Here is a 14,208-nt window from a genome sequence, read left to right as displayed (position 1 = left end):
GAGTGTCAGAAAAGAGAGTGTCAGAATTATTTTTCTGACACTCTCTATACTAGTAGTCGAGCCGTGGCCCCTATGCTGCATGCTGTGCGCACCCACTACGGCGTGATCTTTGGGTCATTAGCCGGCTGGCTAGGAGTCTTAGAGCCCCGCTCGTAAAGGCTGACATTGGGCCGGGACGGGCCGACAGTAGTTGCCTACGTGCGGCTTTGCCTGCTGGTAGAAGCCCTACCGCCACCCTGGAACGCGGCTCGGTCTAACGCTAGCCTGCAGCCGACTCTGGACCTGGGAGCAGCCCTACTGCCGCCCCCTGCCCCATGCCGCCCGATCTGGCTGTCTTGCGCACCTGGCTGAGGGTGGCCCAGACTCTGGCCCCATTGCTGCGTCGGCAGGTCTAGACCCAACAGTTGTGGGCAGTGCTGCCCGCGCTGGTCGCCACCTACTCTACTGATGTGCTTGCCATCTTAAAGGCGCATGAGAAAGTCCGTGATGTTTGCGTTGGTGGGTAGATCCAATTTTTGGCGCAGGCGGTGGCGGGCCTTGCGTACGCCGTCGTCGGAAATGCCGAGCAGAGAGGCGATAGGCTTGGAGGCGAAGTTGAGTCGCAGCAAGGCCGCCAGCCGCAAATCGTGGGGCGTGAGGGTGGGGAAGCGCTGCTGTAAGGTCATAAAAAAGCTCGGATGTACTTGCTCGAAGCGTAGACGAAACTGTTCCCACTCCTGGTCAGGGCGGCTTTGCTGTTCGAGGCGCTGGCGTAGTTTACCCACCTGCTGGCGTACAGTTTCGGCCTCATTGGCATCTTGGCCGAGGCGATACAGTTCGCCTTTCAGAGTCTCGAGCAGTTCGCTTTTCTGGCTCATGCCCAGGGCCAGGGACGTTAGTTCCAGGTTTTGGCGGGCCAGCCGATCTTCGGCGGCTTGCAGGTGCAGTGCCTGAGTGGCATGCGCCGCCTTCGCTCGAAGCTGGACGCGCTGCCAGGCCAGCCACCCCAGCGCCGCCAACGCCACCACCAGCACCGTTCCCAGCCCCGCCCCCAAGCGGTTCAGACGGCTCTGCTGCTCCAACTCCCGGATGCGGAAGCGTTGCGCCTGGAGCTGCTGAGCTTGGCGCGAGCGGTTGTATTGGGCGCGTAAGGTGGCCATTTGGGCAGTCGCTTTGGGCCCCATCAACGAGTCCTTGAGTTCATCGCCGCGCTTATGCCAACGCAGAGCAGCCTGGTATTGGCCTTGGGCGGCTTTCACTTTTGCCAAGTTTTCATATACGTCTGGAAGCAAGCGTAAATCCTGGCTGCGCTCGGCAATGCGGCGAGCAAGGTTGAGGTGGCGGTCAGCCGCCACGTAGTCGCCCTGGAGCAAGGCCAGCTCGCCGGAGGCCAGGGCCACGTTCTGACCGAGGCCGACACGTCCGCCGTGCGCCGCATTGCCCAATTGGTCCACACGTTGTTGGGCTTGCGCCAAGAAAGAACCGGCGGCCTTGAGTTCGCGCCGCCTTAGGTGAAATTCGCCTAAGTTATAGAGCGTTGCAAGGACGCGCAGGCTGTCGCCGAGTTGCCGGTAGCCAGCCAAGGCCAGCAGAAAGTAACGGCGGGCCCGCTTGGCATCAGGCACCATGGCGTAATTCGAGGCCAGCCCCGTATAGGTGATGGCCAGCGTGAGCGGCGGGGCTGGGGGGCGCCGCGCCCGCAACAACAGCTGCTTTGCCCGTTCGCCATAAGCTGTCCCCTGGCTAAAATTTTTCAGGTCCGTCTCGATATTGCTCATGGTCTGCAAAGCGCGGGCCTGGCGCAGCGTGTCGTGGACGTGCTCATACTGGCGCAAAGCTTGTAATGCCCCAGCCAGTGCGGCGGGATAATTGCCACGCTGGCGTTGCACGTGGGCCAGTAACAAGCGCAGCTGCGCCAGCAAGGTCTTATCGGCTAGCCGCTCGGCCAACGGCAGGGCCGCCTGAAACGATTGTTCGCCCTGCGACAAATGGCCTTGCATCGTCAGAGCCCAGCCGCGGACGCGCAAAGCCAGCACGTGCCCCCGAGTTGAACGCGCACGCGCCGCAAAGCGCTGAAGGTCGGTTGCTAGGATCAGCGCCCGCGACGGATCGGTTTCGGCCGTTTGCAGCGCCTGCTCGGCGAGTTGCTCTAAGCGTAGAGAGTCTTGACTGGCCGGCTGGGTAGCCTGGCTGACTAGTGGCAGCCACAGCGCGAGCAATATTCCCCAACGGGCTGGGAATATCAACCAGTACCATGCCCTCAAGCCCACTCCCCTTTGACCGGCAGTAATTGGGAAATGCAACTGTAGTTTTTTGTACATTTTCAAGTCGAAGGGCCTGCCAGGACCGTTTTCCGATAGCGCTTGAACCGCGTACGGTCGAGTAAAGTTAGCGCGTCAAGTGCTGGTATTACTTCCGCAACTGTCAAAATAATAAGACGCTCCGGTACCTAGGCAGTCGGCGAAGCCAAGCGGGTGACTACAATGTAGTAGAAGGGGACTTTCGCGTTGAATGACTGGGCTAAAAGAACATACGTCTAAATAGTTGTAATAAAACAATTATTATTACAACTATGGCAACTTGTACACATGATGTCACGCCTCCCTAGGAGGAAGTACACACTGTATCAACGTTTGCAGGAGGGATATATGACAAGCTACCTCAGACCTTTGCATCATTCCTGGTTTGGGCTGGGCGTCTGCTTTGAGCCGGTTTCAGTTCTGCAGGGCCTCAGTGCTCAACCATAGTACTAGCCTGACCAGTTGCCGCAGCCGGGTTAAGCAACGACGTTGAATGGGTGGTTCATCCGGTAGTTAACTTTTTCACTTTACCCCGAAAGACTTTTTAGTAAGTGCACAGCTAAAAATCTTTTCCCCTTTTCTCTTTATTCCCTCTTCTGTTTACACATGCAACGCGCTCGTACTCTATTTTTCCTGCTGTTTTCTAAACGGCACTTTTATGCTGCTTTTTCCTGGCGTTATGGCTTGGTGTTAGTGTTGCTGCTGGGGTGGTTGCCGGCGCGCATCGTGCGGGCTCAACCGGCGGCTCCCGCTTGGCAAGCCGCCTTAGCCATCGACCAAACTGCCAGTGCGGATTATGTGGTCATGGACGTGGCCACCGATGTGGCCGGCGACGTGTACATTGCCGGGGGCTTCACCGGGATGCTGACCATCGGTAGCACCGTGCTGACTGGTAACAGCCGCCGCACCCTCTTCGTGGCCAAATGGAGCCCCAGTGACAACCGGTTTGTCTGGGCTCAAAAGGCAACGGCGGGAAACAACATGACGTTTCCTTTTACTCTGGCCGTGAGCGGGACGAGCGTTTACGTAGCCGGGGATTTCGAAGGCATCGTAAGCTTTGGGGCGACCACCCTGACGGGTACCGCCAACAGCCGCGGCGTTTTCGTCGCTAAGCTGGATGCCGCTAGCGGGGCCTTTGTCTGGGCCCAGCGTGCCGGTAGCACCGAATCTGGGGGCCGTGGGCTGGCAGTGAGCGGGGCAAATGTGTACGTGGCCGGCGATTTTAAGGGCACGGCGGATTTTGGCTCGATAACACTCACCAGCTTCGGCCAAAGCATGGGTCGAGGGGACGGGTTTGTCGCCAAATTAGTGGACGCTGGCAGCACCGCCAGCTTTGAGTGGGCCCAGCAGTTTGGCAGTGACACGAGTTATCCAACCGTCCGTGCCCTGGCGGCGGAGGGAACCAGCGTGTACGTAGGCGGGACCATCATCGACGCCGGGGCTCGGTTTGGCCCCTTTACTTTCAACAGCATGGGGGGAGGACCCGATGGGAGAGACGGTTTCGTAGCTAAACTCACCGACGCGGGTACTACCAGTAGCTTTACCTGGGTGCAGCAAGTGGGAGGGTCGGGGGGTGAAGACATTAGGGCGTTAGCCGTGAATGGGCCCAACGTGTACGTGGGTGGGGAAGCAGTATTAAATTCCGTAGTTAGCTTTGGCTCCCTTGCCGTGCCCTCCAATGGAGGAGTCAATGGCTTCGTGGCTAAGCTCACAGACGCAGGCAGCACCAGTAGCTTCAACTGGGCGCAGGCGGCGGCTGGTTCCTCCGTCAACGACTTGGCAGTAAGGGGTACATCGGTGTACGTGGGCGGCAACTTCAATACGCGGGTGGGTGGTACGGTCACGTTTGGGGCCACCACCCTGACCGGAGCGGGCGGAGAGGATCTGTTCGTGGCCAAACTCACGGACGCGGGCGCCAGCAGCAGCTTTGCCTGGGCGCAAGGGGCCGGCGGCTTGCGGGGAGAAGACGCCTCCTCCCTAGCCGTGAGCGGAGAGAACGTGTACGTGGTGGGCGATTTCTTCAGCAATTCAGTCCAGTTTGGCGCTTTCGCCCTGGCCCATCCCAATCCCAGCACCCGGGCCAACTACTTGGCCTCGCTCCGGGACGCGCCCCAGGTGCTGAGCGCTACGCCCCGGCTCACTCTGGCGGGCGTCAGCCTATACCCGAACCCTGCCCGCGGACAGGCGGTAGTGCAAATACCGGGCGGGTCCGGGGCCGCACAGGCTACCGTGACACTGATTAATGCGTTGGGTCAGCTGCTGCACACGCACACACTCACCTTGCCGGCAAACGGAGCCACGACGGCGGTACCGCTGGCAGGGTTGGCCGCGGGCCTATACGTAATGCGCGTACAAGCCGGTGACCGGCAAACCGCCCATCAACTTATCGTGGAATAACGCGTGCTACCAGCAGCAAGGACGGGTTACAAGCGTAGAAATGGCCACCGAGGACGTCCATTTCTATGCTTGCGGCTCCATGAGCACCTTACAGTTGTAAGTGATTATAAGTGATGAGACTCACTATTGCGCTGGACGGCTTATTGGCCTGAGCGGGCATACGTCACCAGTTACCACAGCCGCCGGGTTAAGCAACGACGTCGACTGGTTCATCCGGCAGTTGACTTTTTTACTTTATCCCGAAAGGCTTTTCAGTAAGCGCACCGCAAAAAATCTTTTTCCCTCTTCTCTTTATTCTCTCTTCTGTTTACACATGCACTGCGCTCGTACCCTACTTTTCCTGATGTTTCCTAAACGTTCCTCTTATGCTGCCTTTTCCTGGGGTTATGGCTTGCCGCTAGCGTTGCTGCTGGGGTGGTTGCCGGCGCGCATTGTGCGGGCCCAACCGGCGGCTCCGGCTCGGCAAGCTGCCCTGGTAAGTCCGGTAGCGCTCACCGAACCCGCAGCAGCGCCGGGCAACAGTTTTGGTTATACAACAGCTGGCGTCGGTGACGTGAACGGCGACGGCTTTGCCGACGTGCTGGTGGGCGCCAATGGCACCGACAAGGACCGCGGTCGGGCCTATTTGTACTCGGGGGGCAGCTGGTCTTAGGCCATCAACGCCCCTGATGCTTACCGAGCCGAATGCGGCGGAGAATAACCGCTTTGGCACTGTGCTCGCGGCGGCCGGTGACGTGAACGGCGACGGCTTGGCCGACGTGCTGGTGGGCTCTGAATATGCCGCCAACTTAGAAGGGCGAGTCTATCTGTACTGGGGTAGTCGCACGGGGGGCCTCGACCCCGTACCCGTGCAGCTCGCCGAACCGGGCACCGCGGCCGGCAACTTGTTCGGCAGCGCCGTGGCCGGGGCCGGCGACGGCTTCGCCGACGTGCTGGTGGGCCTGCGCTGCATCAACGGCAACGAGGGCCGGGCATTCCTGTACCAAGGCAGCCGCGCCGGACTACTAACGGCTAATGCCACCACGCTCAGCGCGCCGACGTTCGTCAACAGCAACATGTTCGGTGCCGCCGTAGCGGGGGCCGGCGACGTGGACGGCGACGGCTTCGCCGATATTTTGGTGGGCGCCTACCGAGGCACCGGCACCAGAGGACAAACCTATCTGTACAGCGGTACGGCCGCGGGCCTCAGTGCTACCCCAGTGGTGCTAAACGACTCGCACCCGACCAATAACAGCTTTTTGGGCAACTTTTTTGGGGAGAGTGTGGCAGGAGCGGGTGATGTTGACGGCGACGGTTTGGCCGACGTGCTGGTGGGCGCCAGACAAACCGACAATGTTCAGGGCCGGGTTTATTTCTACCGTGGCAGCCGCAGCACCCCTTTAGCAACTGTATCGGCAACAGCCCGGAAATTTTTGGCGATTTACCCCACAGTAGCCGAATGCGGCCAGCTCGTGCATTACGAGTGCGAAGCCGCGGCGCTGAGCCCCGACGCCAGCTTAACGGTAACGGACCTTAGCGGGCGCCTGATAGCGCAACAGTCGACTGCCAGCGTCGGCGTGCTATCGACGACGGGCCTGGTGCCGGGTGTGTACATAGCGCGCTTGCGCAACAAAACCGGCGTTTTCGTTCAACGTTTCGTGATTCGGTAAATCTGCCGCTATCTATTGAAGGGGCCCATGTTTAAGCCATTGCTTAAACATGGGCCTCGTTGCGACGCCACCGCAACCCGACACCTAGCAGCCTACCCATTTAAACTTTTGGACCAAGCTTTTAATCAACGTCGGCAGTGATGAGCAACAAGATCGAGGGCTTTTGTCACCTTGTCAGAAAAGAGGCTGTCAGAATTATTTTTCTGACAGCCTCTTTTCTGACAAGCCCTATGTTCGCAGCCGACGCCGCCCCGACCCGCTGCCGGCTTCGGACCTGGGCCCTGCCCTATGCGCCCGATTGGCGGCTAGCCAGCACTTGCCCTTGGGAGCAGCGCGGAGCTTGGTCCCACTGCTGCGCAGGCCCAACAGTTGCGAGCGGTGCCGCCCCTGCTAGAATGGTGGGAGCACTACTATCTATTCAACGCGTTGTTTATCTGAAGATTGTAAGGGGCTTATTTGCTGCCAATGAGGCCGCTCCGGGATACCGGAGCGGCCTTTTGATTGGTGAAGCTATTACATCTACTTGATTGGGGAGGCTGCCCGTACCCGCCCGGTGCACGAGCTGGAACGCCGCGCCAGCTGGTGGCCTACTTGCCGTCGAAGAAGTAGCTGGCCGAGAGTTGGAAACTGCGGTGGTATCTTTTGCTGCCAGTGTCGGTGCCATCGGTGTCTTTGGGCACGAAATTGACGAGGCCCAGGCCGTAACCGAGTTGAACCTGGAAGGAACCTACCCGGTAGCCCACGCCCCCGTTCAGGCCGGCATCAAAACGATGGAACGTTAGGATGAGGGGAGGAGCGGAGGTAGGATTGGGGGTGTTTTGGGTATTATTCGCGTTCTGCCGGTTGCCGTACTCTATTTTCAGCGGGCCAGGGTAGCTGCCATTGTAGACAGCCAGGTTAGGGTCGGTAGTACTGAAAGTGAAATCATAAGAGCCCCTACCACCGACGCCCAGCGCCACGTAGGGCCCGGCAAATATTTGGAAGCCGTGGTCACCACCGCTGGTGTACACCATGTTCAGCGGCAACTCGATAAAGGTGAGCTTGGGCGAAACCATAACGCTGTAGGTAATGGGTGCGCCATCGAAAACCTCCTTGCCCGAGCTTTTCAGCTCGGCACCTTTTTGCGTGAAAATGATAGCGGGCTGGAATGCCAGGTTGCCGAAGCTGATGTTGGCCGTGCCGCCCACATGCAGGCCCATCAACCACGTTGCTTTATTTAGCTGTGGGGGCGTGCCGCTGTAGGAGAAGCTAGAGCTGTTGAAGCCCAGGCGAGCACCAAAGGTGACGGCTGTTTGCGCGTGCGCAGTGGTAGCAGCTCCGGCGAGGCTAGTGGTAAGAAATAAAACAGTAAACAGATTCTTCATGAAAAGCAAAAAAAGGTGGTGTTGGAAAATGATTAGCGTGGATAACGTAATAATATTGACAAAAATAAGGGCCATAATTGTTCAGTCAATGCATTGGGTAGACGACGATAATGGCCGACGATTTTATCAATCGGGTGTGTAATAAAAGCGCATCGGGCATCTTTAAGGTCACAACCCACCCTTGCGCCCATTTGCTTATGCGCTTCTTCCTGTTTACCTGCCTGTTCCTGACCATGATTTTTAGCTCCGACTCTGCTGTTCCCGCGCCGCCCGGCCGGTATGCGGCGCGGTGGAATAAGATTGACGCGCTGCTGGCTAAAAACCAAACCGCCACGGCCGCGCCGCTGGTGGAAGCCATCTACCAGCAAGCCCGTAAGGAGCAGAATACTCCCGCCTACGTGCGGGCGCTGCTCTACAAAATGCGCCTGCTGCAAGCTAAGGAGGAGGACGAAACTGAAAAGTCTATTGCCCTGCTGGAGAAGGAGCTACCCACCGCTACTTTCCCCGCCCGGCCCATTCTGCACTCTCTGCTGGCCGAGCAGTACACGTATTATTTAAACCATAACCGCTACCGCATCTACGAGCGCACGGCCGGTGCAGCCTCCACTACCGGCCCCAGTGGCGCCGCCGACGCTGGCACCGGCCTCGCTACCTGGGACTTGAGCCGGCTGGGCTCGGCCATTGTGCGGCACTACTACCAGTCGGTGGAGGACTCGCCCCAAGAGCAGCTCACTACTACCCTGGCGGCCCTCGGCGACCTGGCCATTGGCGGCGATGCCGAAGGCCGGGCCCTGCGCCCCACCTTGTATGACCTGCTGGCCCAGCGCGCTATTGAGGGACTGAAAAACCGGGAACTGTACGTAACCCGGCCCGAGCAGCAGTTTCAGCTTACTGATCCGAAGCTGTTTGGGACGGCGGCCGAGTTTGCCGCGCTGCGCCTACTGGCCCCGGCCCCGGACTCGCTAAACGGGCAGCTGCACGCGCTGCGCCTCTTGCAGCGCCTCATGGCTTCGCGCCAGCAGCTGGCTCCCCAAAACCTGGCCGCGCTGGCCGATGTGGACCTGAGCCGTATTGATTACCTGCACACCCTCACCCAGAATACGGACTTGGCTGCTTACTACGAACCAGCCCTGGTGCGCCTGGCCGAGACGTATAAGGCGCTGCCCATCAGCACGGAATTCATGGCTCGCCGGGCCGAAAGTCTGCGCGAAACCGACCCGGTGGCCGCCGTGAAGCTGGCTCAGGAGGCCGAAGCCCGGTTTCCAAAGTCGCGTGGCGCCGCGCTGGCGCAGCATATAAGAGAGCAAATTCAACGGCCCGAAGTGTCGTTTTCGGGGGGCAATATTGTCGTTCCCAACCAGCCCTGGCGGCTTGATGTGAAGGCCCGTAATGTGACTGAGCTACACGCCTGGGCCTACCGGATTTCGCTGAAAGAGTGGCGGGGAGAGGATAGGCTTAGTCCCGAGCAGCGAGATAGGTGGCAGGCACGTGTCGTGAGCGGCAAGCCGGCCGCTACGTGGGCGATTCCCGTGCCGCCGCATCCACTCAACTACAAGGAACAACGATTCGCTACGGCGGGGGCGGCGCTGCCGGTAGGATATTACATGCTGGTCATCAGTAATCAGGCTGCCAGGCCCATGGCGTCACGCCCCGGCCTGGTGACGACCTACGGCCTGCTGGGAGCCAGCAAATTGAGTAGTGTTGAGCGAAGAAGTCCACGGGGCCGCCTTGTCACGTTGCTGATGCTGAATCGTCAGAACGGGGTGCCCGCGGCCGGGGTGAATGCCTACGCCAACTACATTCTATACAACCAGGCGAAACAGAATAATGAGTACCGGCGAAGTAAGCTGTTGACTTCAAATGCGGGCGGCGAGATAGCAGTGGCGGCTGGGGCGTCGGTAGATACGCAGCAGAACGAAGAGCGTTTGGAGGAGGTGCGGGTGTGGCAGGGCAAGGACACCTTGCTGGTGCCCATTCAGAACGGATACTACATCCCGACGGAGGGTTCTGCGAACGAGGTAACTCAGCGCCGCACGTTTCTCTTCACCGACCGGGCCATTTACCGGCCCGGCCAGACGCTGTATTTCAAAGGAATCCTGACCGAAAGCTTGCGCGCGAAGAGCACCCTCGTATCGAAACAGCCGCTGAGTGTGCGGCTGCTGGACGTGAACGGCCAAACCGTATGGACACTGTCCTTCACGACCTCCGAGTTTGGCAGTTTTGATGGCTCCGTGGTATTGCCCACCGGCCTGCTGAATGGCGAAATGAGCCTGCAAACCGACCACGGCGCCATCGGCTTCGCGGTGGAAGATTACAAGCGACCCACTTTTCTGGTTAAGCTGGATTCGGTACCCGGCCGGCCTCAATTGGGCCAGCCGCTGACGATGGGCGGGCAGGCCCGTGCCTACGCCGGGCAGGCCACCGACGGAGCCACGGTCAGCTACCGCGTTGTGCGGCGTGAGTTGTTGCCTATGTTCGACTACTACGGCTGGCCCGGACGGACCTCGTACCGGCCGACCCGTAACACAAGTCAGGAAATTGCCCACGGCACTACTACCACCGATGTCGAGGGCCGCTTCAGCATCTCTTTCACGCCGCCGCTGGTGCCCCCGACGGTGGACCGACGTGACTGGGAGCCGGGCTATCTGTTTGAAATAACGGCCGACGTAACCGACGCGGCCGGCGAAACCCGTACCGGCAACCGCAGCTTTCCCATCGGCCGCAACCCGCTTACTATAAGTATAGTAGGGTCCGAATTGGTCGATAGGCAGCGCTTGCCCATGTTCACCCTACTGGGCACCAACGCCACGGGGGAGACGCTGCCCGCCGCCGGTACCCTGCGCCTGCTGGCCCGCCGCTACCGCCCCAACCCGCCCGGTGTGCCCGGCCCCGCCCCCGAAACCAAGGACAATGAAGCCCAACCGGAGCTGGTCAGCACGTTGCCATTTGACACCAAGAGTAGTACGGCACTGGACCTGAAAGCGGCGTTGGCAGCGCTGCCCACCGGCCGCTACCGCCTCGAAGCGCAGGCGGCGGGCGCCGATTCGGCCCGGGCGTGGCTCGATTTCACGCTTTACGATTCGGGAGGCGCTACGGTCCCCTTTGCCACTCCCGATTGGGTCGTGGTTTTGCAAGACACGGTGGCGCCCGGCCAACCCGCCACCCTGCTGCTGGGCAGCAGCGAAGCCGGCACCCGCGTGCTACTGGAAGTGGAGCGCGAAGGCAAGTTGCTGCGTCAGGAGTGGCTCACGCTGAATGCCAACGAGCAACGCCGTCTGAGCCTTGAAAGCGGTCCTACCACCGCCGTTGGGCCACTCTACATTCACACTACGCAGGTGCGCGACAACCACCTCTACCGCCACGATGCCGAAGTGCAGGTAGCCGACAAGCCGCAGCCGCTGCAGCTCGCCATCAGTACCTTCCGCAACCGGCTGCAGCCGGGCCAGAAGGAAACCTGGCGCGTCACCATTCACCAAGCCAACGGCAAAGCGGCGGAAGCGGAACTGTTGGCAACACTGTATGACCAGAGCCTGGATATTTTCCGGCCGCACAGCTTTATGGAGCTGGAGTCCGGGCAAGGCTACAGTCCGGCACAGTTCGCGTGGCAGGGAGAATTTAGGGAGTTGAACTCATCACCCCTTGTCTACACAGCAACAAAGGAACGGCCAGTTGATATACAATACCCAATACTGAGTTATGATACCGAGTCCTTTCTCGACGCAAGACCACAGTATAGGAGGGTGATGGGCAAAAAACGTTCTATCGGTGGGCAGCCTTATGGAGCCGTTGACAAGGCTAGTGGGGGTGGGATGATGGAAGAGGCCCTCCGCGTGCCCGCACCAATGGCCTCGTCAGTGAGGCTGAGTGATGACGAAAGACATGCTGGATTTGTGGAAACATCAGCAGCAGGTAATTCAGCTGATGCTGCTATGAGCAGTCGACCGGCTAAAGGCGCGGCCCCCGACCTTACCGCCGTGCCTGCTCGCAGTGACTTCCGCGAAACGGCCTTCTGGCAGCCAGCTTTGCGCACGGATAAGAACGGCGACATCGTGCTTGAATTTCAGATGCCGGAGGCCGTGACGCGCTGGCAGCTGCTGGCCCTGGCTCACGATAAGAGCCTGCACCGCGGCCAACTCGCCCGGCAGCTCGTCACCCAGAAGGAAATCCAGATTACGCCCAATGCGCCGCGCTTTTTCCGGCAGGGCGACACGTTCAGCTTCCCCGCCAAGTTCTCAAACCTCGCCGACCGCGCCACCGGCGGCACCGCGCAGCTCTTTCTGCTCGATGCCGTCACGGGCCAGGACCTCACCAGCCAGTTGCTGAAAGGCAACACCCAGCAAGCCATTTCAGCCGCCGCGCACCAGAGCATCAGTCTGAGCTGGGAAATCAGCGTGCCTGCTGACTTCGCGCCAGCCGCCGTGACGTATCGGGTAGTTGTGAGTGCAGGGAGCTTGATGCCTGATAAGGAGGATAGAAATACTAAGCGTAAGGGTAAAAAGTCCGGCACCCAGCACCAGGCACCAAGCACCAATTTCACCGACGGCGAGGAAAACACCCTGCCGGTGTTGCCCAACCGCATTCTCGTCACTGAGAGCCTGCCTTTGCCCATCGTGGGACCCGGCACCCGCACGTTTGAGCTGCAAAAGCTGACCAGCACCAGCAGCCCCACGCGCCGTAACTACGGCCTCACGCTGGAGATGACGGCTAACCCCGCCTGGTACGCCGTGCAAAGCCTGCCGTATTTGATGGAGTACCCTTACGAACACTCCGAGCAGGTCTTCAGCCGCCTTTATGCCAACCTGCTGGCGGCCCAGATTCTCAAAGCCAACCCGCGCTTCAAAACCATACTGGCTGAGTGGACGCGCCAGGCGCAAAGTGGCACCGCCGCCCAGAAAAATGCCTTAGCCAGCAAGTTGGCCCAAAACCAGGAGCTAAAGAATCTGCTATTGCAAGAGACGCCCTGGGTGCGCGATGCCCAAGGCGAAACCGAGCGCCTGACCCGCCTGAGCGCGCTGTTTGACGAAGCCCGCCTGCGCACCGAAACGGCCGCGGCCCTCACCAAGCTGCAACGAATGCAGGCGAGCAGCGGCGCATTCCCGTGGTTTGAGAAGATGCCCGACGACCGCTACATCACCCAGCTCATCGTGGCCGGGTTTGGTAAGCTGAAGCGGCTGGGTGCTTTCGATGCCAGCCAGGACGAAATAGCTCAGGACATTCTGCAAAGCGCCCTGCGCTACCTCGACGAAGCCACCACTCGTGACTATGCCGAACTGCGCCGCGTCAAAAACGTGAAGCTGACCGACGACCACCTCGGCGACTTGCAGATTCAGGCGTTGTACGCCCGCAGCTTCTGGCCGCAGCAGGCCGCCACCGCGCCCTCGAAACTAGCCTATGCCTATTACCGGGGGCAGGCCGCCAAGTACTGGCCGACCCAGACGCGCTACCTGCAAGCCCAGATAGCGCTGTTGCTTTTCCGCGAAAGCAAAGCCAACCCGGCAGCGCAGGAAATCCTCCGTGGCCTTGCCGAAAACGCCCTGCACTCGCCCGAGTTGGGCATGTACTGGAAGGAAGTGCGTGGCGGCTACTACTGGCGCGAAGCTCCGACCGAAACGCAGGCTACGCTCATTGAGGTGTTTGATGAGGTGAAAAAGGACCAGAAATCGGTGGATGAAATGAAGCTTTGGCTACTCAAGCAGAAGCAGACGCACAACTGGGAAAGCACCCGCGCCACGGCCGACGCCTGCTACGCCCTGTTGCTACGCGGCAGCGACTGGCTGGCGCCCACCCAGCCATTGCAAATCACCGTCGGAGAGCAGGCCATCCGGCCCGAGGCGGCGCAGGCGGGTACTGGCTACTTTAAGACTAACTGGCCGGCCGCGGAGGTGCAGCCGGCGCAGGGCAAAGTCACTATCGCCAAGCCCGACGCGGGCGTAGCGTGGGGGGCGCTCTACTGGCAATATTTCGAAGATATTGACAAGGTGGCGCCGGCCGCAACGTCGCTCAGCCTAGAGCGCCAACTCTACCGGGAGACCCGCACGCCGGGAGGACCATTATTGGAAAAAATTGGGGCCGGCAAGCCGCTCACGGTAGGCGAAACTTTGGTGGTTCGCCTGGTACTGCGCACCGACCGCGCTCTGGAGTACGTGCATCTGAAAGATCAGCGCGCCGCCGGGCTGGAACCCATTAACCAGACCAGTGGCTACCACTACCAGAACGGGCTGGGCTACTATGAGTCGCCACGTGACGCAGCTACAAGCTTCTTTTTGAGTGAGGTGCCACGCGGAACGCACGTGTTTGAATACCGGCTGCGGGGGGCGCAGGCGGGCGACTTTTCCGGGGGGCTGAGCGAGGTGCGGTGCCTGTACGCGCCGGAATTTGGGGCGCATTCGGCAGGTCGGCGGCTGCAGGTAGCCCGCTAAGCCGGCGAACGGGTAAATCAGGCCCTTGGACTGCGGAAACAGCCTTCTGAGCGGTTAAAACCGCGTCAGGGTTGCATCTAGCCGGGGTAGACTGTAGATT

General features: G+C 60.1%; 6 protein-coding genes. 4 read left to right on the top strand and 2 right to left on the bottom strand.

The features are described 5' to 3' along the window. Nucleotides 1–461 precede the first annotated feature (461 nt). Nucleotides 462–2,198: a helix-turn-helix transcriptional regulator gene (locus WX88_RS16485; protein ID WP_046245502.1), complete on the bottom strand. Its 1,737-nt coding sequence runs from the start codon at nt 2,196–2,198 to the stop codon at nt 462–464. 687 nt (nt 2,199–2,885) lie between these two features. Between WX88_RS16485 and WX88_RS16480 the strand changes: the two genes are divergently transcribed. The 3 genes from WX88_RS16480 (at nt 2,886) to WX88_RS16470 (ending at nt 6,325) form a co-directional block, all read left to right on the top strand. Further along, complete coding sequence (locus WX88_RS16480) at nt 2,886–4,676, top strand: T9SS type A sorting domain-containing protein (protein WP_046245501.1); 1,791 nt, start codon at nt 2,886–2,888, stop codon at nt 4,674–4,676. Nucleotides 4,677–5,019: 343 nt separating this feature from the next. Beyond that, nucleotides 5,020–5,328 (top strand): integrin alpha, encoded by a 309-nt coding sequence (locus tag WX88_RS16475; RefSeq protein ID WP_046245500.1) that lies wholly within the window; start codon nt 5,020–5,022, stop codon nt 5,326–5,328. Between the two features lie 16 nt (nt 5,329–5,344). After that, on the top strand, nt 5,345–6,325 hold the full coding sequence (locus WX88_RS16470; protein WP_046245499.1) for an FG-GAP-like repeat-containing protein: 981 nt from the start codon (nt 5,345–5,347) through the stop codon (nt 6,323–6,325). Nucleotides 6,326–6,912: 587 nt separating this feature from the next. Here the strand turns inward: WX88_RS16470 and WX88_RS16465 are convergent. Further along, entirely contained in the window at nt 6,913–7,689 is a 777-nt protein-coding gene (locus WX88_RS16465) for an outer membrane beta-barrel protein (RefSeq protein WP_197076813.1), read from the bottom strand. A gap of 197 nt (nt 7,690–7,886) precedes the next feature. On the opposite strand from WX88_RS16465, the gene WX88_RS16460 reads away from it, so the two are divergent. Then, nucleotides 7,887–14,108, top strand: coding sequence for an alpha-2-macroglobulin family protein (locus WX88_RS16460; RefSeq protein WP_046245497.1), 6,222 nt, complete (start codon nt 7,887–7,889; stop codon nt 14,106–14,108). Nucleotides 14,109–14,208: the final 100 nt, after the last annotated feature.

This window comes from Hymenobacter terrenus (assembly GCF_000972495.1).
Lineage (GTDB): Bacteria > Bacteroidota > Bacteroidia > Cytophagales > Hymenobacteraceae > Hymenobacter > Hymenobacter terrenus.
Note: the sequence above shows the minus strand (reverse complement) of the source record. Positions and strands in the feature narration are given on the sequence as shown.